This is a genomic window from Amycolatopsis sp. NBC_00438 (assembly GCF_036026695.1).
In the GTDB taxonomy this organism is placed as follows: domain Bacteria; phylum Actinomycetota; class Actinomycetes; order Mycobacteriales; family Pseudonocardiaceae; genus Amycolatopsis.
The window spans coordinates 6,025,097-6,045,746 of sequence record NZ_CP107923.1 but is presented as its reverse complement, the minus strand read 5'-3'; the positions used below and the strand labels follow the sequence as shown (position 1 = coordinate 6,045,746).

Genomic DNA, 20,650 nt, shown 5'->3' with positions numbered 1-20,650 from the left:
TACTGGTCTACCGCCCTCACCGACGAAGGAGCAAGTGTGGAGTTCCTGCGTCCCGCGACGCTGGCCGAGGCCCTGGCGTTCAAGGCCGAGCGTCCCGACGCCGTGCCGATCGCCGGGGGCACGGACGTCATGGTCGAGCTGAACTTCGACCACCGGCGCCCGGACGCCCTGCTCGACCTGACCCGGATCGGCGAGCTGACGACGTGGTCCACATCGGACGGCACGGTCCGGCTCGGCGCCGGTGTCCCGTACTCCCGCGTCATCGCTGAAGTGGGTGAACTCGTCCCCGCGCTGGCCATGGCGTCGCGCACGGTCGGCTCGCCGCAGATCCGCAACCGCGGCACGGTCGGCGGCAACCTCGGCGCGGCCTCACCCGCCGGCGACACCCACCCGGTCCTGCTGGCCCTGGACGCGCGGGTCGAGGTCGCCTCGGTGCGGGGCACCCGGGTTCTCCCGGCGGAAGAGTTCTACGTCGGCGTGAAGCGCCACAGCCTGGAGCCGGACGAGCTGATCACGGCCGTCCACCTGCCCGCGCACGCCGGGCCGCAGCAGTTCGCCAAGGTCGGCACACGCAACGCCATGGTCATCGCGGTCTGCTCCTTTGCACTCGTCTTGCGAAACGGCGAGGTCGGCGCGGCCATCGGGTCCGCCGCGCCCACGCCACGCCGCGCGAAAACCGCCGAGGAGTTCCTGGCCGCCGAGCTTCCGTGGGGCTCGTCGGACGCGTTGCCGGACTCCTTGAAGCGCCGTTTCGGCGACCTGGTGGCCGAGGCGACGTCGCCGATCGACGACGTCCGCGGCAGCGCCGCGTACCGCAAGCACGCGCTGTCGGTGCTCGCGCGGCGTACGTTGACGTGGGCCTGGGACGACCATCGGACGGGGGAGCGGGTTTGCGCCTGAATGTCACGATCAACGGCGAGAAACGGCAGGCCGACGACGTCTGGGAGGGCGAAAGCCTGCTCTACGTGCTGCGGGAGCGGCTCGGCCTGCCGGGCTCGAAGAACGCCTGTGAGCAGGGCGAATGCGGGTCCTGCACGGTCTACCTCGACAGCGTCCCGGTGTGCGCCTGCCTGGTCGCGGCCGGGCAGGCCGAGGGCCGCGTGGTGCGCACGGTCGAGGGCCTGGCCGAGGGGGACGTCCTCGACCCGATCCAGCAGTCCTTTGTGGACCAGGGTGCGGTCCAGTGCGGCTTCTGCACGCCCGGCCTGGTCGTCGCGGCGCACGACCTGCTGAACCGCGTCCCGGATCCGAGCGACGAGGAGATCCGCGAAGCGCTGGCCGGCAACCTCTGCCGTTGCACCGGCTACGAAAAGATCCTCGACGCCGTGCGCGCCGTGGCGAAGGGTGGCGTCGCGTGAGGACACTCATCACGGGCGGGGCGGTCGCCACGGTCAGCGGCGAGGAGTATGCGAACGGGTACGTCGTCGTCGACAACGACCGGATCGCCGAGGTGGGCGAAGGCGTCTACACGGGCGAGTTCGACGAGCGCGTCGACGCGTCGGGCTGCCTGGTCACGCCCGGACTGATCAACACCCACCACCACCTCTACCAGTGGGCGACCCGCGGGATGGCCGCCGACCACACGCTCTTCCAGTGGCTGGTCGCGCTCTACCCGGTCTGGGGCCGGCTCGACGCGGAGATCACGCACGCCGCCGCGACGGCGGGGCTGGCGCGGCTGGCGCTGACCGGCTGCACCACCGTCGCCGACCACCACTACGTCTTCCCGCGCGACGGCGGCGACCAGGTGGCGGCGCTGGCGTCGGCCCGGCAGCGGATCGGCGTCCGGCTGCACGTGGTGCGCGGCTCGATGGACCGCGGCGAGTCCGACGGCGGGCTCCCGCCGGACAACCTGGTCGAGACGACCGAGGACGCCCTGAGCGGCACCGAAGCGGCGATCGGCCGCTTCCACGACGACTCGGCGGAGGCGCACCTGCAGATCGCCGTCGGGCCGTGCTCGCCGTTCTCGGTCACCGAACGGCTGATGTCCGGCGCGGCCGAACTGGCTCGCGGCAAGGGCGTCCGGCTGCACACCCACCTCGCGGAGACCCTCGACGAGGAGCAGCAGTGCCTCGCCGAGGTCGGCTGCACACCCGCGGAGTACGCCGACAAGCTCGGCTGGCTCGCCGAGGACGTCTGGCTCGCGCACACCGTCCACCTCGCGCCCGACGCGATCCGGCGGTTCGGCGCGACCGGCACCGGTTCGGCGCACTGCGCGACGTCCAACGGCCGGCTCGGCACCGGCATCGCCCCGGTCCGCGACCTGCTCGACGCGGGCGTGGCGGTCGGCCTCGGCGTCGACGGGGCCGCGTCCAGCGAGTCCGGCGGGCTCGGCGAAGAGCTGCACCAGGCGTTGCTGCAGGCGCGGCAGCGCGGCGGCCCGCGCGGGTTGACCACGCGGGAAGCGTTGTGGATGGGCACGATGGGCGGCGCCCGCTGCCTCGGCCGGGCGGACGACCTCGGCTCGATCGAGCCCGGCAAGCTCGCCGATCTGGCCGTCTGGGACCTGACCGGTCTCAACTACGCGGGCATCACCGACCCGGTCGCGGCGCTGGTCCTGGGCACGACACCGCCGGTGCGGCGGCTGTTCGTCGGCGGCAAGGCCGTCGTCGAGGACGCTGCGCTGCGCGAGGCGGACGAGTCCGAGATCGCGTCGGAGCTGACCGCCGCGAGCGCCAGGCTGCGGGAGGACCGATGACTGTTTCCGTCACCACGCAGACGGTCAACGGCGTCGGGACGTCACCGCGTCGCCCCGACGGCACGGTGAAGGTGCGCGGTGAGTTCGCCTACTCGTCCGACCTGTGGCACGAGGACATGGTGTGGGGCGTGACCTTGCGCAGCCCGCACCCGTACGCGCGGATCACCGGGATCGACATCACCGACGCCCTGAAGGTGCCCGGGGTCTACGCGGTGCTGACCCACGAGGACGTCCCCGGCGTCAACCGCTACGGCTTGGAGCACAGCGACCAGCCGGTGCTCGCGGTCGACGTCGTGCGGTACCAGGGGGAGCCGGTCGCGCTCGTCGCCGCCGACCATCCGGAGACCGCGCGTCGCGCGATGAAGCGGATCGTCGTTTCCTACGAAGAGCTTTCTCCGGTGACGGACTCCGAAGCCGCCGTCGCGGGCGAAGGCCCTTCGCTGCACGAGGGCGGCAACGTCGTGCGGCACGTCAGGATCCGGCGCGGGCCGCAGGACGTGGCCGCGGACGTCGTCGTGTCCGGCGTCTACGAGGTCGGCATGCAGGACCAGGCGTTCCTCGGCCCGGAGTCCGGGCTGGCCGTGCCGGACACCGAAGGCGGCGTCGACCTGTACGTCGCGACGCAGTGGCTGCACGTCGACCAGCAGCAGATCGTCGCCGCCCTGGGCCTGCCGGCGGAGAAGGTGCGGCTGACCCTCGGCGGCGTCGGGGGAGCGTTCGGCGGGCGTGAGGACCTGTCGATCCAGGTCCACGCGTGCCTCCTCGCCTTGCACACCGGCAAGCCGGTGAAGATGGTCTACAACCGCGAAGAGTCCTTCTACGGTCACGTCCACCGCCACCCGGCGAAGATGTACTACGAGCACGGCGCCACCCACGACGGACGTCTCGTGTACGTCCGGACGCGGTTGTTCCTGGACGGCGGCGCCTACGCGTCCTCGACCGGAGCCGTGGTCGCGAACGCCGCCACCCTCGGCGTCGGACCGTACACAGTGGACAGTGTGACGATCGACTGCTGGGGCACCTACACGAACAACCCGCCGTGCGGCGCGATGCGCGGTTTCGGCGCGGTGCAGGCAGCGTTCGGCTACGAATCGCAGATGGACAAGCTCGCGGCGGCGTGCGGCCTCGACCCGGTCGAGATCCGCGTCCGCAACGCGATGAGCGAAGGCGCGCTGATGCCGACCGGCCAGGCCGTCGACTCGGCCGCGCCGGTCGCCGAGCTGCTGGACCTGGTGCGCGCCAAGCCGATGCCCCCGGAACGGCCGTTCGACCTGCGGCACATGCCGGGCGGCGTCTCCAACACGACCCACGGCGAAGGTGTCGTCCGCGGCGTCGGGTACGCGGTCGGCATCAAGAACGTCTGCTTCTCCGAAGGCTTCGACGACTACTCGACGGCCCGCGTGCGGCTGCAGCTCGTCGGCGGCGAGCCCGCGGCGACCGTGCACACCGCGGCCTGCGAGGTCGGGCAGGGCCTGGTGACGATCATGCAGCAGATCGTCCGGACCGAGCTGGGCGTCGAGCAGGTGACGGTGCTGCCGATGGACACCTCGATCGGCAACGGCGGCTCGACGTCGGCGTCCCGCCAGACGTACGTGACCGGCGGCGCGGTGCAGGCCGCGTGCGTGGCGGTCCAGTCGCGGCTGCTTGCCCGCTTCGGCCGGAAGGCACGCGTCGTCGGCGGCAAACTCGTCGCGGCGGACGGTCAGGTGCTCGCCGACCTGGTGGACGTCCTCGGCGACGACGTCTACGACGAGACGGTGGAGTGGCGGCACCGGCCGACCACCGCGCTGGATCCGGAAACCGGGCAGGGCACGGCCCACGTGCAGTACGCGTTCGCCGCGCACCGGGCCGTCGTCGACGTCGACGTCGAGCTGGGTCTGGTCAAGGTGGTCGCGCTGGACTGCGCCCAGGACGTCGGCAAGGCGCTCAACCCGCAGGCCGTCCTCGGCCAGATCCAGGGCGGTTCGGCGCAGGGGCTCGGGCTCGCGGTGATGGAGGAGATCCAGACCTCCGGCGGGAAGATCCGGAACCCCTCCTTCACCGACTACCTGATCCCGACGGTCCTGGACATGCCGCCGATGAGCATCGACGTCCTGGAACGCCCGGACCCGCACGCGCCGTACGGCCTGCGCGGCGTGGGCGAGCCGCCGACGATCTCGTCGACCCCGGCGATCGTGGCGGCGATCCGGGCCGCGACCGGGCTCGCGCTCACGCGCGTCCCGGTGCGGCCCGAACACCTCACGGGGACCTGAGTTACTTGAGGGCCCAGTTCTGGTTGGCGTCGTCGTTGCAGCCCCACAGTTCGAGCTGAGAGCCGTTGACGTTGCCGGCGGGCTTGTCGCCGCCGGTGACGTCGACGCACAGGCCGGACTGCGTGCCGGTGACCGAACCGTCGGCGTTGAGCTTGAACTGCTGGTTCGCGCCGCCGTGGCAGGTCCAGACGATCAGCTTGGTCCCGGCCGCGGTCGCGCCGTCGCTGGCGTCGAGGCAGAGGCCGTTGGCCTTGAGCTCGCCGGCGCTGGTGAACGTCCAGGACTGGTTGGACCCGCCGTCGCAGTCCCAGATGTCGACCTTGGTGCCGGGCGTCGTGAGGTTGCCGTTGATGTCGGCGCACCGCGACGACGACGCGCCCTGCAGCGCCTTGGCCGTGCCGACGCTGGAGCCGCTCGCGTTGGCCTTCACGCGGTAGATCACGGTGCTGTGCGACGGGACGGCGGCGCTGATCGTGCCGGTGCTGGTGGTCAGCTCCTTCGACCACAGGTTGGTCAGCCGGTAGTTCGACGCGGCGGGCAGCCCGGCCGCGGCGGCCGTCGTCGAGACGGTTTTGGTCGTGGTGTTCTCGTTGAACAGCACGACGGCCACGTCCCCGTCCTGGAGGGGCTTCCTCAGGACGTCCAGCCCGCCGCTCGACGAGATCCGCGTGGCCTGCTTGCCGAGCGCGTCCTGGTCGACGGCGATGACGTCCGAGTTGAGGTAGGTCGAGAAGGTGGCGACGCTGGCGCTGCGCAGGTCGGCGCCGGCGATCAGCGGCGCGGCCATCGCGGCCCAGAGCGTGAAGTGCGCACGGTCCTCCTGGAAGTCCATGCCGTCGCCGACCTCGAGCATGTCGGGGTCGTTCCAGGCGCCGGGCTTCGCGGCGGACGCGAGGCCGACGTTCTGGCGGTAGAGCGAGTCGACGCTGCCCCAGTTGTTGGTGATGTCGCCGGTGGTGCGCCACAGGTTGCCGACGTCCGGCGCCCAGGTGGACGGGCTGAAGTTGCCCCACTCGCAGATGCTGTAGGCGATCGGGCGGCCGGTGGCCTTGAGCGCGTCGCGCATCGCGGAGTAGCGGCGGATGTAGTCCTGCTGGGTTTCGCCGCCGGGGCTGCCGCAGTTGTCGTACTTGAGGTAGTCGACGCCCCAGCTCGCGTAGCTGTTGGCGTCGGTCTGCTCGTGGCCGAGGCTGCCGGGGTAGTGCTGGCAGGTCTCGGTGCCGGCGCTCTCGTAGATCCCGAACTTCATCCCGCGTGCGTGGATGTAGTCACCGAGGGCCTTGAGACCGCTGGGGAACTTCGCCGGATCGGCGACGAGCTTGCCCGCGGAGTCCCGGGTCTTGGTCATCCAGCAGTCGTCGAGGTTGACGTAGGTGTAGCCGCGGTCGCGCATCCCGGAGCTGACCATCAGGTCGGTGGTCTGCTTGACGAGCGTCTCGTTGATGTTGCACTCGAAGGTGTTCCAGGTGTTCCACCCCATCGGCGGGGTTCTCGCGAGCCCGTTTTCCAGGGCATCGGCAGGGTGACCGGTGATCCCGATGACGGCGACGGCGGTGGCGAGGACGGCAAGGACTCGGCGCATGGCGGCTCCAACCGAACGACGGTGTTGAGGCAGGAGGACTAGACCACTCTTGACCAGCACTGCGTAGCTTCGATGTCCGATGCTGCGCGGTCAAGCGCCATGTTGAGTATTCTTGTTGGATTCCCGACTAAAGTTGCTCGCTCTGGAGCCGCCGAGCGATGTCCACGCTGGTCGCGCCGGCCACGGCCATGGCTTCGGTGTCCCGCAGGGCCCGGCAGAGCACAAAGGCGCCTTCGAGGCTGTTGACGACGGAGATGGTGAGCGTCCGGGCGGCCTCCCGGCCGAGCCCGAACTTGGCGAACTTCTCGGTCCCGGCGTCGATCCAGGCGGTGAAGACGTCAGCGGTGGCTTGCCGCAGGGGCTCGTTGGTGCTGGCGACCTCGAGAGCGACGGTCGCGATCGGGCAGCCTTCGACGAAGTCGGTGGCTTCAAGCGTCGCGATCCCGGCGGCGAAGAACGCCTCGATCCCGCTGATCAGGTCCGGAGCGGGGTCGATGAAGAGGTCGAACAGCTGGATGTAGGCAAGGCCGGAGCTGCGGACGACCTCGGTGCCGAGCTGCTCCTTCCCACCGGGGAAGAAGTGGTAGAGCGAGCCGAAGGGAGCATTCGCCTCACTGACGATCTGCTTGAGCCCGGTACCGCTGTACCCGTTGCGCCGAAACAATTCGGCCCCGGCGGCCATGATGCGTTCCTTGGTCCCTGCCACGGTTCCGAGGATACGCGTTTGTTAGAACGTTCTATCCACTCCGGCCGCTCACGTCGGCGGCAGACGGGGATCCACGCTCGGTCGGCTCGCCCACGCCCTGGCAGTCTGGTTCACGCCCCGGCGGTCTGGTTCACGCTCGGTCGGCGCGTCCACACGCGGTCTGTTTGCCGACGTTTCGGCGACGGATTTACGTCCCGACCAGCTTGCCACGCCCTCGCCGGGGGCCTGCCCACGCCCCGGCGAGGTGCGGTCCAAACCCCTTGCCTGCCCCGACAGCCGTCCGGAACCCGACGGGCTCGCCCGCACCGCCCGGCCGTTCGAGGCACTCCGCCTCGCGCTCGCCGGTGCCGCCGGTCCCGCCGATCCCTGCTGGTCTTGCCGGTCCTGCTGGTCCTGCCGGTCTCGCCGACCTCGCCGGTCCCGCCGGTCTTGCCGATCCTGCCGGTCTTGCCGGTCCTGCCGACCTTGCCGATCCCGCCCGCATCCTCGGCCAAGCCGATCCGCGCCCGACCTGGGTTTTGCCATCCTTGGCCGGGTTGTCCACACCCAGCCCGTGATGTGGACAACCCGGCGCGAAAACGGCCGTTCCGGGCTTTCCGACGGAGGGTCCCGATACGCTGGAAGCGGGGCCGGTCCCCCGGAGAGGGCGGGGGCTGCTTTTTGCGGGGCGGCGGCAGCCTCAGGTGCTCGCTAGTGGATGTCCCAAGCGGGGCCGGGGTCCTCGGCGTCGTCGCGCAGGATCGTGCCCTCGATCAGCCCGTACGGCCGGTCGGCGGCGTAGAACACCTCGTTGTCGTTCTTCAGCCCGAACGGGCTCAGGTCCACCAGGAAGTGGTGCTTGTTCGGCAGCGACAGCCGCACCTCCGCGACCTCGGGCCGCCGTTCGAGCACCGACTGGCCCATCGCGTACAGCGTCTGCTGCAGCGAAAGGCTGTGCTTCGTCGCGAACGTCTCCAGCATCGCGCGCCGGATCTCGCGGTGGCTCTCCGCCCAGTCGATGCCCTCGCCCTGGTAGCGCCAGCGCGCGGTGACCGCGGTCGCGAGGATGCGGTCGTCGGTCTCGGCGAGGGTCGTGTACTCGTCGCGCGGGAAGCCGTGGAACTCCGAGCCGGTCGACTTGAGCACGACCAGGCCGTCGATGCCGGACACGACCCACGCGCGGTCACCCTCGACCGTGACGGCGGTGGTGCGCCGCTCGTTGCCGGCGCCGCTGAACGCGTGGCCGTGCGGCGCGCCGTCGACGCTGATCCGGTCCCAGCTGTGCTCGTCGATCTTGATCCGGGTGCCGGAGATGCTCTCCTGGGTGCCGGTGAAGTGGCGGGCCAAGCGGAGGCCGAAGTCCTCGATCTCGCCGACCGGCGCCTCCTTCGCGAAGGCGTACACCGTGTTCTTCTGCGTGTCGGTCGCGAGCACCGCGGCGTTGTCACCGGTCAGGTGCGTCGCGGCCAGCTCGCCACGCAGCGACGTCGACACAGTGAGGTCCTTCAGGTGGTGGACGTGGCCGTCGCGGCGCACCGTCACCAGGCGGACCTCCGCCTTGCCGTACTGGTTGGGGCCCAGGGTGATGGCCACGGTTCAGCTCCCTCGGTAAGTCGAATAGGCGAACGGGCTGAGCAGGAGCGGCACGTGGTGGTGCGCAGTGCCGTCGGAGATCCGGAACGTGAGGGCCACCTCCGGGAAGAACGCGTCCGGGCCGAGGTAGGCGCCGGTGCCGAAGATCAGCCGGTAGGCGCCGGGCTCCAGCGTGTCGGGGCCGAGGTCGCGGACGCGGCCGTCATCGTCGGTGCGCCCATCGGCGATCGGCTTGCCCTCGGCGGTTTCGAACCGGACGGCGATTCCCGTTGCCGGGCGGCCGGCCGCCGTGTCGAGGACGTGGGTGGTCACGAGACTCACGCGGTCACCGCCTTGGCCAGCCGCAGCGCGGCGATCTTGAGCAATTCCTGCCCGGCGACGCCGAGTTCGGTGGCCGGGTCGTTGTCGAGCCTGCTTCGCAGGATCTTCAGCAGTTCGTCGCCGCTGCGCCCGCTGGCGCAGACGAGGTAGACGTGCCCGAACTTGGCTTCGTACTCGGCATTTGCGGCGGCGAACTCGTCGGCATTGTCCACACCGGACTGTTCGCTGCGGGACCAGTCGGCCTCGGTCCCTTGCTGCTTCGGCTTTTCGCCGATCCGGGGGTGGGCGGCCATGGCCTGGCGGATCTCGTCACTGCTCAACGGCAGGTCCGCGGCGGCGTGCAGAGCGTCGAGATTTTCGTACGGCCGGTGGCCGAGAATCGCGTCCGCCCAGCGGGGGACGGCGAGGCAGGCCGTCAGCGCCGGACGTACGTCGCCGGTGTCGGCGGTGTTGAAGTCGGTGAGGGTGAGCGGCACGGGGAACTCCTCGTGAGTGGCGTCCCGCTGACCGTACGTCGGCGCCGGAGTTCCGTCAACATTTTGTTGAATGCGCTGGTCAGTCGACTTCTCGGTTGAGGTAGTTGTAGACGGTGAACCGCGTGACACCCAGCGCGTCGGCCACCGAAGAGACGGATTTCCGCAGGCCGAAGGCGCCACGTTCGCGCAGCAGCCGCACCGCGCGCTGCTTCCCGGGACGGTCCAGATCGCCCAGTTCGGCGCCGAGTTCGCGCTCGACGTCGGCGATCAACCGGGCAAGGGCATCGTTCAGCTCGACGGCTGGGGCGCTGTGCGGTTCGCCTGCCTGTCCGGCCGCCGCGTTCGATCCGCCTGCTCGGCCGCTCGCCGGGTTTGGTCCACCTGCTCGGCCGCTCGCCGGGTTTGGTCCACCTGCTCGGCCGCTCGCCGTGTTTGCTCCACCTGCTCGACTATCGGCCGTGTGCGGCGTACCTGCTTGGCCGCTCGTCGGGTTTCGCCTACCTGCTTGGCCGCTCGCCGCGTGCGATTCGCCTGCCGGACCGTCGGCTGTGTGCGGTTTGCCTGTTTGCCTGCCTGCCGTATCCGGACCGCCCGCCGCGTGCGACTCACCTGCTTGGGCACCTGTCCTGCCGCCCTGTCCGGCGGCGGAAGCGGCCTTCGTCTCGGTCGGCCCGCCGAGCCGACCTTCCTCCTCGGCCGCAGCGCCGTCGTCCACCGTGGCGACCTGGCGCACCTGCAGCGTGACCTGGGTGGCGCCGCCGTCGAGCGCCGCCTGTGTGATGGCCGGTAGCGCTTCGAGAAGTGCCTTCGCGTCGCCTCGGACGAGGGTGCCGAGCGGCCCGAAGTCGGTGTCCAGCCCCGCTTCCACGGCCGCGTCGCGCGCGGCGAGCGCGTGCTCGGGTGGCGAACCCTCGCCGTGGAACGGTTCGCTGGTGAACTCCGCTTCAAGCCGCACGAGGATGACCGTAACGCGCCGCGTCCGTCGTTGACGAGCGACGCGGGCCGTGGTTAGTGTCGTTGTGCGAAACCGTCGTTCCGTACTGCGAAATCGGCGGCGATCATCTCTCCCGGCGAAGGGTTCTCGGATGGATCTTGTGGTGCGCGCGGCACGGGCCGTCACGGCCGAGGGCGAGGTTCCGGTGACCGTCGGCGTCGAGGGCGGGCGGATCGTCGCGGTCGAACCCGGCGGCGCGTCGTTGGCCGGCGACCGCGTCGTCGAGCTCGGCGATGACGTCGTGCTGCTGCCCGGATTGGTCGACACGCACGTCCACGTCAACGATCCCGGGCGCGCCGAGTGGGAAGGCTTCGAAACGGCCACCCGCGCGGCCGCGGCGGGCGGGGTGACCACGATCGTGGACATGCCGCTCAACAGCCTGCCGCCGACGGTCGACGTCGCGGCGCTGGAGGTCAAGCGCAAGGCTGCGGCGGGCCGGGTGCACGTCGACGTCGGCTTCTGGGGCGGCGCGATCCCCGGGAACGTCTCGGATCTGCGTGGCCTGCACGAGGCCGGCGTCTTCGGGTTCAAGTGCTTCCTGCTGCACTCCGGCGTCGACGAGTTCCCGCCGCTCGACCCCGCCGGCCTCGACGAAGCGTTGCGGGAGCTGAGTTCCCTCGACGCGCTGATGATCGTCCACGCCGAAGACGCGCACGAGATTGACGGGGCACCCGAACCGCACGGCGGTCGCTATGTCGACTTTCTGCACTCGCGACCGCGGGCGGCGGAGAACCTGGCCGTTACGCACGTGATCGAGGCGGCCCGCCGGAACTCGGCGCGGGCGCACATCCTGCACCTGTCGTCCGCGGAAGCGTTGCCGCTGGTCGCGGAAGCTCGCCGCGACGGCGTCGCGCTGACCGCCGAGACCTGCCCGCACTACTTGAGTTTCGTAGCCGAGGAGATTCGCGACGGTGCGACGCAGTTCAAGTGCTGCCCGCCGATCCGCGAGGCGGCCAACCGTGAACTGCTGTGGCAGGGGCTCGCGGACGGCGTGATCGACTGCGTCGTCAGCGACCATTCGCCGTGCACACCGGAGCTGAAACGCTTCGACAGTGGCGACTTCGGCCAGGCCTGGGGCGGGATTTCGAGCCTGCAGCTGGGGCTTCCGGCGATCTGGACGCAGGCGCGGCAGCGTGGGTTCAGGCTCACCGACGTCGTCCGCTGGATGGCCGAGCACCCCGCCGCGCAGGCGGGAATGCGTCGCAAGGGTCACCTGGCGGTGGGTTATGACGCCGACTTCTGCGTGTTCGCGCCGGACGAGGCGTTTGTCGTCGACGTCGCGAAACTGAAGCACCGCAACCCGGTCAGCGCCTACGACCGCCGCCCGCTCGCCGGCGTCGTCCGCTCGACCTGGCTGCGAGGCACCGAAATCACCGGCGACGAGCCCTTCGGCGCGTTGCTGACCCGGGGGAACTGCTGAAATGGAGGCTGTGTTGTCTGACCGTCCTGAGTGGACAGAGCTGCCCGACCTCGCCTCACGCCGCTTCGGCGGGACCGTGATGTGGGCGACCGACGAGCTGTTCGCCGAGAAGGAGAACCTGGTCAACCCGTGGACGCCGGCGCACCGCGCCGAGACGTTCGGCCCGAAGGGCCAGGTCTACGACGGCTGGGAGACCCGACGCCACCGCGAGCCGGGCGACGACCAGGCGATCCTGCGGCTCGGCTTGGCGGGCACCGTCACGGGAGTAGTCGTCGACACGGCGTTCTTCAAGGGCAACTACCCGCCGTTCGTCTCGGTCGAAGCGGCGTCGGTGCCGGGCTACCCGAGTGCGGCCGAGCTCGCGACGGCGGACTGGGACACCCTGGTCGACCGTGCGCCCGCGGAGGGGCACACGGAAAACTTCTACACGGTCAACGGTTCCCGCAGGTACACGCACGTACGCCTGACCCAGCACCCCGACGGCGGCGTCGCCCGCTTGCGCGTCCACGGTGCCCCGATCCCGGACCCGGACCTGCTCGACCTGGACGCGCTGGACTTGGCGTCTCTGGAGAACGGCGCCCTGGTGACAGGGTGCAGCAACATGTTCTATTCATCGCCGAACAACATGCTCTCGCCGGGCCTCGCGGCCCACCAGGCGGAGGGCTGGGAGACGGCCCGCCGCCGCGACGACGGCAACGACTGGGCGACCTTCCGGCTGGCCGGCGCCGGCACCGTCCGGTTTGTGGAGCTGGACACGAGCAACCTCAAGGGCAACGCCCCGGGCTGGGCCTCGATCAGCGGCCGCGACACGTACGGCGAGTGGGTGGAGTTGCTGCCGAAGACCCGCCTGCAGCCGGACACCCGCCACCGCTTCGCCGTACCGGACGGCCCGGAGGTGACGGAGGCCCGCCTGGACATCTACCCGGACGGCGGCCTGGCCAGACTGCGCCTGTTCGGCCGCCTGACGGAGGCGGGCCGCGCGAACGTGAAGGCCCGATTCGCCAAAACTCGCTGAAGTTGAAGGAAAGTCGCGGCGGCGGGCCGGGGGAGTGCGCGCGCCCAGGTGGATGACGGAGACTCGCCCCGGCTCGCGGCTCGCGGCTCGCGGCTCGCGGCTCGCGGCTCGCGGCTCGCGGCTCGCGGCTCGCGGCTCGCGGACCGGCGGATGGCGCCGGCCAGGCCTGGCCGATGGCGCTGACCAAGCCACTTGGCGAGCTGGGCCGGTGCGCACATCACCCGGCCAACTGGCCCCGCGGGTGCTTTAGCAGTTCTCGGCGTGTGCGCCAGCCTGAATTCGCAGGTCGTCGACGGAGTACGGAGCACCTCGTCGGCGGCTCGCGGTCAGCCCGCGTCGGGGCGGTTCAGGTAGGCCGAGGCCAGGGACAGGGCGCACGCGCAGCCGATGATCGCGCTGACCCACCACGGCAGGCCGGCCACGATGCTCCACACGAAGCCCGCCGCCGCCAGGAGGGCAACGAGGATGTTCCGGAACTGCAGCGGCGTCGGTTTGGCCATGTCGCCAGCCTCTCACGGGCCCGTCTCAGACCTCTGCGCGCTCCCCGGGTTCGAGCAGCACCAGCCGGTCGGTCAGGCCGGCCGCCTCGAACTCCTTCCTCAGCACGTCCGGGCCCTCACTGAAGTGCCGCCAACCCCGGAAGTGCAGTGGGACGACCTTCGCGAGCCGAGCGCCTTCGCTGCCTCGACGGCGTTTTCGCTGGTCAACGTCAGGGGGCCCCGTCGAACAACTTCGTTCTCGCGGCCCCGGCGAACAGCACCGCGATGTCGACGCTGAACCGCGACCCGATCTCCCGCACCAGGTCCACCGAAGCGTTGTCCCCGCTGACGTACACCGTCGGCAGGCCCTCTCCGCCAAGCACGAACCCGGTGACGTCACCGGCGACCTGCTCCGCTCCTTCAGGCCCGTGCAAGGCCGGGACAGCGGTGACCGTGAGCCGCCCGACCTGCGTCTCCTCCCACGGCTCCAAGCCCCGCGCGGTCCCGCCCAGCCGCTCGGCACCGCTGGGCGTGATCAAGGTCAGCGGCACCGTCTCGAGGTAGTCGCGACCACGATCGTCCAGGTTGTCCGGGTGCTGGTCGTGGGACAGCAGCACGGCGTCCACCACGCCGACGGCCTCCTCGGTCAGCACCGACTCCTCGGTCTTGACCAGCACGCGCTGGCCGATCGAGTGATCACCCGGCGGGTCGAACGTCGGATCGGTGAGCAGCCGGACGCCACCCAGCTCCAGGAGCGCGGTCGGACCACCGGACAGGGTGATCCCCAGTTTCTCGGTCATACCGTGGCCAACGACGGAAACGGGCGTGCTCTTCCCTAGGGTGCCGACTGCCTCCGCGAGCTGATCACGCCGGTGTTGAACCCGGCCAGGTGCAGGCCACCGGCGAACCGCGCGTGCTCGATCTTCACGCACCGGTTCATCACGACGTCCAGCCCCGCCTCCCGAGCCCGGTCGGCGACCGGCTCGTGCCACAACCCGAGTTGCAGCCATAGCGTCCGCGCGCCGGCGTCGATCACTTCCTCGGCCACCTGGGGAAGGTCGTCGTGTTTCCGGAACACGCTGACGAGGTCCGGTCCGCCCGGCACGTCCTTGATCGAGGCGTACACCGGCTTCCCGAACAGAGTGTCCAGGCGCGGGTTGACGAAGTTGACCTCGTACCGCGTCGACGAGAGCAGATAGGTCGCGACGAAGTAGCTCGGCCGCGACGGGTTCGCGGACGCGCCCACCAGCGTCACCGACTTCGTCCGGTTCAGGATCGCGCGCCGCTCGACGGCACCGACGGTGTACGTCATCCGGCCACCGCCTTGCCCAGGGCCTGGTCGAGGTCCCAGAGGATGTCCTCGACGTCCTCCAGGCCGACCGAGAGCCGGATCAGGTCGGGACCTACCCCAGCGGCCGCGAGTTGGTCTTCGGACAGTTGCGCGTGGGTCGTCGACGCCGGGTGGATCACGAGGGTCCGGGCGTCCCCGACGTTCGCCAAGTGCGACAGCAGCTCCACCGACTCGACGAACTTCTCGCCCGCTGCGCGGCCGCCGTCGATGCCGAACGCGAAGACCGCCCCGGGCCCGGCGGGCAGGTACCTCTTCGCGAGGTCGTGATGCGGGTGCGCTGGCAGTCCCGCGTAGGACACCCACGCCACGCGTGGGTCCGCATCGAGGTATTCGGCGACGACGCGCGCATTCGCGACGTGCGCGTCCATCCGCTGCGGCAGCGTCTCGACGCCCTGCAGCAGAAGGAAAGCCGAGTGTGGCGAGAGGACCGCGCCGATGTCCCGCAACTGCTCCGCGCGAAGCCGCGTGCAGAAGGCGTACTCGCCGAAGTTCTCCCAGTACTTGAGCCCGCCGTAGCTCTCGACGGTCTCGGTCATCCGGGGGAACTTCCCGTTGCCCCAGTCGAACTTGCCCGACTCGACGACGATCCCGCCAAGTGTTGTCCCGTGACCGCCGAGGAACTTCGTCGCCGAGTGCAGCACGATGTCCGCGCCGTGCTCCATCGGGCGGCAGAGGTACGGCGTCGCCAGCGTCGCGTCGACCACCAGCGGGATGTCGTGGGAGTGCGCCAGGTCCGCCAGCGCGGCCAGGTCCGCGATGCCGCCACCCGGATTGCCGATCACCTCGGTGTAGAGCAGCCGGGTCCGGTCGGTGATCGCCGCCGCGTAGTCGTCGATGCCGCCGCTGACGAACGTCGTCTCCACGCCGAACCGCCGGAGCGTGCCGGTGAGCTGGGTGACTGTGCCGCCGTAGAGACCGCTCGCCGAAACGATGTGGTCGCCCGCCTCGGCGAGCGCGGTGAAGGTGAGGAATTCCGCGGCCTGTCCGCTGCCGGTGGCGACACCACCGATCGCGCCCTCGAGGCTGGCGATCCGCTCCTCGAACGCCGCCACGGTCGGGTTCCCGATCCGGCTGTAGATGTTGCCGTACTTCTGCAGGGCGAACAGGTTCGCCGCGTCGGCCGCGTTCTCGAAGACAAAGCTCGTGGTCTGGTAGATCGGCACGGCACGTGCGCCGGTCGCCGGGTCGGGTGTGCCGCCCGCGTGCAGTGCGCGGGTCCGGAAGCCCCAGGTGCGTTCACTCATCGGTTCTCACCGTAACCGTCCTCCCCTCGGTCGGCCACGCCCTCCCAGGTGGTGAGCGCGGCCATTTCGTGCTGCCGAGGTTAGCACGTTTTGATATTCCGTGCGCTACACTCGAACGTATGAAATGCGCCGCGTGTGGCAAGTCGCTGCCACCTCGTCGCGGAGCTGGACGAAATCGCCAGTACTGCGACGCCACGTGCCGGAGCGCTGCCCGCAGGCAGCGGACGCACGTAAAGAATGACTTGACAAGTTCCGGTCGTCAATCCACTCTTGACACCGTGCCGGACGAACCCTTGGCCGCGGTCGGTGCGGCGTTGCGGAAAGTCCGCGACGCGGAGGCGGCACTGCGGGACACCGTGGATGCGGCCAGGGCGGCCGGGCACACCTGGCAGGAGATCGGTGACCTGCTGGGTACCAGCCGGCAGGCCGCGTTCCAGCGGTTCGGCCGGCCGGTCGATCCGGTGACGGGCGCGTCGATGACGGAACTGAAGCGGCCCGACGTGGTCTACCGCGCCGAGGAGCTCGTGGTCGAGCTCGTCGGGTGCCGGTGGCACGAGGTGCGCCGGGACTTCGACGACCGCATGCTCGCCTCGGTCGGCGAGGACGAGCTGCGGCTCGCCTGGACGCAGCTGGCCGGGTCGGTCGGACGCTACGAGCGGATGGGAGAGCCGTACGCGCGGTCGGCGGGGGACTACACGATCGTCCACCTGCCGCTGGCTTTCGAGGCCGGCGAGCGGACCGTGCAGGTGACCTACCGGGAGGACGGTCAGGTGGCCGGGCTGTGGATCCAGCCGGCCGAACAGTTGTGAGCAGTTGTGAACAGGGGGAACGATGAAAACAGCAATCGCGGGCGTGATCGCGGTCCTCGCACCGCTGGTGGCCCCGGCCGCCCACGCCACCGAAGTACCCACGGCGGGGAACCAGCTCGCATGGGTCGTCGACGCCACCGGGCGCGTCCCGGTGTCCGATACCGAGCTGCAGCAGCACATAGCGCAGGTCCTGGTGACCGCCGCGGGTGGCACGGCGGGCATCAACGCCGCGCTGACCGGGCTCGGCCGGCTCGAGGTGGAACGGGTCGTCACCGAGGCCCCTGATCACGTCGAGGCGGTGGTCCACGGCCCGGCGGACGACTACCTGCTGGACCTCCACGTCGACCAGGCCGGGCTGATCGACGGACTGCGGGCGACCCCGGACGACCCGGTGCCGTCGTCGTGGCCGGAGGTGGACGCACAGCTCGCGGCGCTCGGCGGCCGCGTTTCGTTCGGCGCGTCGGAGATCCTGCCGGACGGGCGCTGCCGTGACGTGCACGGCGTGCAGGACACCGTGCAACGACCTTTGGGCTCGGCGTTCAAGCTCTACGTCCTCGGCGCGCTCGGCACCGCGGTCGCGGAGCACAAAGCGTCGTGGAGCGAACAGCTCGCGATCCGCGACGACTGGAAGAGCCTGCCGTCGGGAGTACTGCAGAACCAGCCGGCCGGTACCCGGCTCCCCTTGTCGGAGTACGCCGACAAGATGATCTCGATCAGCGACAACACCGCCGCCGACCACCTGATCCACCGGCTCGGCCGCGACGCCGTGCAACGGCAGGTCACCGCGTTCGGCAACCAGCGGCCGTCGGCGAACATCCCGTTCCTGACGACCAAGGCGTTGTTCGAGCTCAAGGCGACGCAATATCCGGTCCGCGCCGACGCCTACCTGGCGTTGCCACGCTGGGCACGTCCTGCGGCGGTCGCCGGACTCGAACGGCTCCCGCTCACCGGCCTCACCTCCTGGCCCGAGCCGGAGAAGATCGACCAGCTCGAGTGGTTCGGCTCCCCGGACGACATCTGCCGGGCGTTTTCCGGGCTGCAGAAGGAGAATCAGCCGGAGATCGGGCACGCGCTGTCACTCAACGACGGCGGGCTGGGCCTCGATAAGGCCAAGTTCCCTGCGGTCTGGTTCAAGGGCGGCAGCGAACCCGGTGTGCTGACCCTGAACTACCTGGCCCGGACCGCCGATGGTCGTTCGCTGGTCACCAGCGTCATGGTGTCGGACCCTGCAGCGCCGTTGGACGAAAACCACGTCACGGCGCGAGGAATCGCGGTTGCGAGGGGGGCGGTGGCGCTGTTGGCAGCTACGCTGCGCCCGTGACGGTGCGCTGGAGTCTGACGATCGATTGCGCGGCGCCCCGCGCGCTGGCGAGGTTCTGGGCAGTGGCCCTCGGCTACATCGAGCGGCCACCGCCGGCCGGGTTCGCGAGCTGGGAAGCCTGGCTCACCGAATTCGGGGTTCCCGAGGACGAGTGGGACGACGGCGCGTACCTGGCCGACCCGGAGGGCGTCCTGCCGAGCCTGAGCTTCCTCAAGGTTCCCGAAGGCAAGGTCGTGAAGAACCGGCTGCACCTGGACATCCAGGCGGGAGGCGGTCGCGAGGTGCCTTGGGAGACGCGGTGGGAGCGGGTCGTGGAAGCGATCGCCCGCCTCATCGCGGCGGGCGCGACGGTGCTGCAGGAGCACGAGGCGGGCGGGCAGCCGGACCACGTCGTGATGGCGGATCCGGAGGGCAACGAGTTCTGCGTGCTCTGACCTGAGGCCGCCGGACCGGGCGTGCGGTGGTCGTTGCCACCGGTCGTCGCACGCGATCCGGGCCGGCGGGCCAAGGCTAGCCGATCAGCTCCTCGTGTCGGGTCGGATTGCCGCTGTGCCAGGGCACGACGGTGCCGAAGCGGACCAGTTCGCCGTAGGTCGACGGATCGAGGTCGTCGAGCACCAGATCGAGCACCGCTCGCGCGGCCTGGTCGGGCGTCTGCGCCTGGCTGAAGTCGGCGAACCACGGGCGCGACGCGCGCGTGTCGACGAGGCCGGGGCAGACCGCCGCGACCAGAGTGCTCTCGGCGACGTCCCGCTCTCGGCGTTGCGCGGCCACCGCGCGCACGGCGGCGACTTGGGCGACCTTCGACGGCACGTTGATCCACTCCGGCCAGCCCAGCTCGTGCGCCCGGCCTTCGTGGATCGCGGTCCGCCAGTCCTCGACGGCCCGCTCGACGTCGTCGAGGGGCACTCCGTCGAACCGGGGCCTCAGGGCCTCGGGCAGATGGCCGAGCGTGCCCAGGGAGCTGGCGACGACGAGCAACCTGCCGCCCGGGCGCAGGATCGGGCCGAACGAGCGCAGCACTGCGTGGGTGCCGACGTTTGCGACGTCGAGGAAGACGTCCGCCTGCTCGGCTTGTGGCCGTTCGGGGTAGAGGGGGCCGATGGCGTTGGACAGCACGATGTCCACCGCGCCGAGGTCCCTGGCGAAGCGGGCGACGGCGTCGGTGTCGGAGACGTCGAGGACGCGGCCGGCCACGCGGCTGCGTGTCGCGGGATTCGCGGCGACGCGCTCGGCGGCGGCCGCCACGCGCTCGGCGTCGCGGCCGGTGAGCAGGACGAGGTCGTCCGGGCCGAGGCGGGTGGCGAGTCCTTGGGTCAGGGCGAAGCCGAGGCCTTGGTTGGCTCCGGTCACCACGGCGGTACGTGTCATGACTTCACGCTAGGTCCGTCCGGACCATGCGCCCAGCGAGAGATCGGCAACCCTGGTATGCGTGAACGTCATGGACTTCGGTGACGTCTCCCTGGTGGCCCTCCGCGTGTTCCGCGAGGTGGCCGAACGCGGCACGCTCACGGCGGCCGGGGCGGCGCTGGGCTACACGCAGTCCGCGGTGTCACGGCAGATCGCTTCGCTCGAGCGCGTTGCGGGGACGCCGGTGCTGGAACGGCGTCCCGGCGGCGTCCGCCTGACCGCGGCCGGGAACGTCGTGCTGCGCCGGGCGATCGCGGTGCTGGACCAGATCGACGCCGCCGGGCGCGAGCTGGCCGGGCTGCCCGCCGACGGCGGGAGCGTGCGGCTCGGGTGGTTCCCCAGCGCGGGTGCCGTCCTGGTCCCGCGCGCCGTCGCGGAGCTGCGCCGTACCCATCCCGCGGTGCGTGTCACGACTCGGGAAGGCACGACGCCGGTCTTGGTGCGGGCGCTACGCGCGGGCACGGTGGACTTGGCCGTGCTGGGCTCGGTGCCGCCGTTCCGGCCGCCGGACTCCGAAACCCCGGCACTGCGGCTCAAGACCCTCGCCGAGCGCATCCTGTGCCTCGCCGTGCCCGCGGGGCACCCGTTGGCCGGCGCGGACGTGGTCGACGTCGCCGATCTGCGTGGGCAGCGGTGGATCGCGGGTCCGTCGGCGGGGGAGGACACGCTGATGGGCGTGTGGCCCGGGCTCGACGAGCGTCCGGAGATCGCGCACACCGCTCGTGACTGGCTTGCCAAACTCAACCTGGTCGCCGCCGGCTGCGGCCTGACGACGTTGCCGGCTTCGCTCGTCGAGGCCGTGCCGCCGGGGGTGCGGGTGGTGACGGTGCGGGGCGGGCCGTCGGAACGGCGTCGCGTGGTGCTGGCCCGGCTGCCGGGGCCGCTCTCCGAACCGGCCGCGCTGCTGGCGGAAGCGCTGCGCCGGGTGGCCACCGGGGTGCCGGACCGCACCGATGACCGAGATGCCGATGACCGAGATGCCGATGACTGAGATCACGGCGGG

Annotated in this window: 20 protein-coding genes and 2 pseudogenes; 10 read left to right on the top strand and 12 right to left on the bottom strand. The window is 70.7% G+C overall.

The window, feature by feature from the left end:
- Positions 1-36 precede the first annotated feature (36 nt).
- Genes OG494_RS26875 through pucD form a run of 4 tightly spaced genes read left to right on the top strand, consistent with a single transcriptional unit; the run spans position 37 to position 4,947 of the window.
- Positions 37-900, top strand: coding sequence for an FAD binding domain-containing protein (locus OG494_RS26875; protein WP_328443270.1), 864 nt, complete (start codon positions 37-39; stop codon positions 898-900).
- A complete protein-coding gene (locus tag OG494_RS26870) occupies positions 891-1,358 on the top strand; it encodes a (2Fe-2S)-binding protein (protein ID WP_328443269.1) in 468 nt (155 codons plus the stop codon). The genes OG494_RS26875 and OG494_RS26870 overlap by 10 nt, the downstream gene beginning before the upstream one ends.
- Entirely contained in the window at positions 1,355-2,695 is a 1,341-nt protein-coding gene (locus OG494_RS26865; RefSeq protein ID WP_328443268.1) for an 8-oxoguanine deaminase, read from the top strand. Before OG494_RS26870 ends, OG494_RS26865 begins: the two co-directional genes overlap by 4 nt.
- Positions 2,692-4,947: a xanthine dehydrogenase subunit D gene (pucD, locus tag OG494_RS26860; RefSeq protein WP_328443267.1), complete on the top strand. Its 2,256-nt coding sequence runs from the start codon at positions 2,692-2,694 to the stop codon at positions 4,945-4,947. The genes OG494_RS26865 and pucD overlap by 4 nt, the downstream gene beginning before the upstream one ends.
- Before the next feature lies 1 nt (position 4,948).
- On the opposite strand, the gene OG494_RS26855 is transcribed toward pucD, so the two are convergent.
- The 7 genes and pseudogenes from OG494_RS26855 to OG494_RS26825 form a co-directional block, all read right to left on the bottom strand.
- Positions 4,949-6,529 (bottom strand): glycoside hydrolase family 27 protein, encoded by a 1,581-nt coding sequence (locus OG494_RS26855; RefSeq protein WP_328443266.1) that lies wholly within the window; start codon positions 6,527-6,529, stop codon positions 4,949-4,951.
- Between the two features lie 127 nt (positions 6,530-6,656).
- Positions 6,657-7,235, bottom strand: coding sequence for a TetR/AcrR family transcriptional regulator (locus OG494_RS26850; RefSeq protein ID WP_442874282.1), 579 nt, complete (start codon positions 7,233-7,235; stop codon positions 6,657-6,659).
- Between the two features lie 690 nt (positions 7,236-7,925).
- Positions 7,926-8,807 (bottom strand): factor-independent urate hydroxylase, encoded by an 882-nt coding sequence (gene pucL / locus OG494_RS26845; protein WP_328443265.1) that lies wholly within the window; start codon positions 8,805-8,807, stop codon positions 7,926-7,928.
- A 3-nt stretch (positions 8,808-8,810) separates the two neighbouring features.
- Positions 8,811-9,128: a hydroxyisourate hydrolase gene (gene uraH, locus OG494_RS26840; RefSeq protein ID WP_328443264.1), complete on the bottom strand. Its 318-nt coding sequence runs from the start codon at positions 9,126-9,128 to the stop codon at positions 8,811-8,813.
- Positions 9,125-9,604, bottom strand: coding sequence for a 2-oxo-4-hydroxy-4-carboxy-5-ureidoimidazoline decarboxylase (gene uraD / locus OG494_RS26835; protein ID WP_328443263.1), 480 nt, complete (start codon positions 9,602-9,604; stop codon positions 9,125-9,127). The genes uraH and uraD overlap by 4 nt, the downstream gene beginning before the upstream one ends.
- A gap of 79 nt (positions 9,605-9,683) precedes the next feature.
- Positions 9,684-9,923, bottom strand: a pseudogene (locus OG494_RS26830) (helix-turn-helix domain-containing protein); the annotation flags it as partial.
- Between the two features lie 381 nt (positions 9,924-10,304).
- A pseudogene (locus OG494_RS26825) lies at positions 10,305-10,559 on the bottom strand (helix-turn-helix domain-containing protein); the annotation flags it as partial.
- Positions 10,560-10,689: 130 nt separating this feature from the next.
- On the opposite strand from OG494_RS26825, the gene allB reads away from it, so the two are divergent.
- Together allB and alc are read left to right on the top strand one after the other, a co-directional pair.
- Positions 10,690-12,018, top strand: coding sequence for an allantoinase AllB (gene allB, locus OG494_RS26820; RefSeq protein WP_328443262.1), 1,329 nt, complete (start codon positions 10,690-10,692; stop codon positions 12,016-12,018).
- A 1-nt stretch (position 12,019) separates the two neighbouring features.
- The gene (gene alc / locus OG494_RS26815; RefSeq protein WP_328443261.1) at positions 12,020-13,033 is read left to right on the top strand and encodes an allantoicase; all 1,014 of its coding nucleotides are present in this window, start codon (positions 12,020-12,022) and stop codon (positions 13,031-13,033) included.
- A gap of 326 nt (positions 13,034-13,359) precedes the next feature.
- On the opposite strand, the gene OG494_RS26810 is transcribed toward alc, so the two are convergent.
- The 4 genes from OG494_RS26810 to OG494_RS26795 all read right to left on the bottom strand — a co-directional run bounded on the left by OG494_RS26810 (position 13,360) and on the right by OG494_RS26795 (position 16,107).
- Positions 13,360-13,533 (bottom strand): hypothetical protein, encoded by a 174-nt coding sequence (locus OG494_RS26810; protein ID WP_328443260.1) that lies wholly within the window; start codon positions 13,531-13,533, stop codon positions 13,360-13,362.
- 209 nt (positions 13,534-13,742) lie between these two features.
- Positions 13,743-14,312 carry an MBL fold metallo-hydrolase gene (locus OG494_RS26805; RefSeq protein ID WP_328443259.1) on the bottom strand — a complete coding sequence of 190 codons (570 nt, stop codon included), beginning with the start codon at positions 14,310-14,312 and terminating at the stop codon, positions 13,743-13,745.
- Positions 14,313-14,347: 35 nt separating this feature from the next.
- Complete coding sequence (locus OG494_RS26800; RefSeq protein ID WP_328443258.1) at positions 14,348-14,824, bottom strand: CoA-binding protein; 477 nt, start codon at positions 14,822-14,824, stop codon at positions 14,348-14,350.
- On the bottom strand, positions 14,821-16,107 hold the full coding sequence (locus tag OG494_RS26795; RefSeq protein ID WP_328443257.1) for an O-acetylhomoserine aminocarboxypropyltransferase/cysteine synthase family protein: 1,287 nt from the start codon (positions 16,105-16,107) through the stop codon (positions 14,821-14,823). The genes OG494_RS26800 and OG494_RS26795 overlap by 4 nt, the downstream gene beginning before the upstream one ends.
- 278 nt (positions 16,108-16,385) lie before the next feature.
- Here OG494_RS26795 and OG494_RS26790 point away from each other — a divergent pair, with 278 nt between their 5' ends.
- The 3 genes from OG494_RS26790 to OG494_RS26780 are packed head-to-tail and all read left to right on the top strand — an operon-like array spanning position 16,386 to position 18,671.
- Positions 16,386-16,916, top strand: coding sequence for a DUF3887 domain-containing protein (locus tag OG494_RS26790; RefSeq protein ID WP_328443256.1), 531 nt, complete (start codon positions 16,386-16,388; stop codon positions 16,914-16,916).
- A gap of 22 nt (positions 16,917-16,938) precedes the next feature.
- Positions 16,939-18,237 (top strand): serine hydrolase, encoded by a 1,299-nt coding sequence (locus OG494_RS26785; RefSeq protein WP_328443255.1) that lies wholly within the window; start codon positions 16,939-16,941, stop codon positions 18,235-18,237.
- On the top strand, positions 18,234-18,671 hold the full coding sequence (locus OG494_RS26780) for a VOC family protein (RefSeq protein ID WP_328443254.1): 438 nt from the start codon (positions 18,234-18,236) through the stop codon (positions 18,669-18,671). The genes OG494_RS26785 and OG494_RS26780 overlap by 4 nt, the downstream gene beginning before the upstream one ends.
- 76 nt (positions 18,672-18,747) lie before the next feature.
- Here OG494_RS26780 and OG494_RS26775 read toward each other — a convergent pair whose 3' ends face one another.
- On the bottom strand, positions 18,748-19,608 hold the full coding sequence (locus OG494_RS26775; RefSeq protein ID WP_328443253.1) for an SDR family NAD(P)-dependent oxidoreductase: 861 nt from the start codon (positions 19,606-19,608) through the stop codon (positions 18,748-18,750).
- Positions 19,609-19,678: 70 nt separating this feature from the next.
- Here OG494_RS26775 and OG494_RS26770 point away from each other — a divergent pair, with 70 nt between their 5' ends.
- Entirely contained in the window at positions 19,679-20,638 is a 960-nt protein-coding gene (locus OG494_RS26770) for a LysR family transcriptional regulator (RefSeq protein ID WP_328459035.1), read from the top strand.
- The last annotated feature ends 12 nt before the right edge of the window (positions 20,639-20,650 follow it).

Coding starts and splice junctions, on each gene's coding strand:
- pucD (WP_328443267.1), top strand. CDS start 2,692: ATGACTGTTTCCGTCACCACGCAGACGGTCAACGGCGTCGGGACGTCA.
- OG494_RS26855 (WP_328443266.1), bottom strand. CDS start 6,529: ATGCGCCGAGTCCTTGCCGTCCTCGCCACCGCCGTCGCCGTCATCGGG.
- allB (WP_328443262.1), top strand. CDS start 10,690: ATGGATCTTGTGGTGCGCGCGGCACGGGCCGTCACGGCCGAGGGCGAG.
- alc (WP_328443261.1), top strand. CDS start 12,020: ATGGAGGCTGTGTTGTCTGACCGTCCTGAGTGGACAGAGCTGCCCGAC.
- OG494_RS26810 (WP_328443260.1), bottom strand. CDS start 13,533: ATGGCCAAACCGACGCCGCTGCAGTTCCGGAACATCCTCGTTGCCCTC.
- OG494_RS26805 (WP_328443259.1), bottom strand. CDS start 14,312: ATGACCGAGAAACTGGGGATCACCCTGTCCGGTGGTCCGACCGCGCTC.
- OG494_RS26800 (WP_328443258.1), bottom strand. CDS start 14,824: ATGACGTACACCGTCGGTGCCGTCGAGCGGCGCGCGATCCTGAACCGG.
- OG494_RS26795 (WP_328443257.1), bottom strand. CDS start 16,107: ATGAGTGAACGCACCTGGGGCTTCCGGACCCGCGCACTGCACGCGGGC.
- OG494_RS26785 (WP_328443255.1), top strand. CDS start 16,939: ATGAAAACAGCAATCGCGGGCGTGATCGCGGTCCTCGCACCGCTGGTG.
- OG494_RS26775 (WP_328443253.1), bottom strand. CDS start 19,608: ATGACACGTACCGCCGTGGTGACCGGAGCCAACCAAGGCCTCGGCTTC.
- OG494_RS26770 (WP_328459035.1), top strand. CDS start 19,679: ATGGACTTCGGTGACGTCTCCCTGGTGGCCCTCCGCGTGTTCCGCGAG.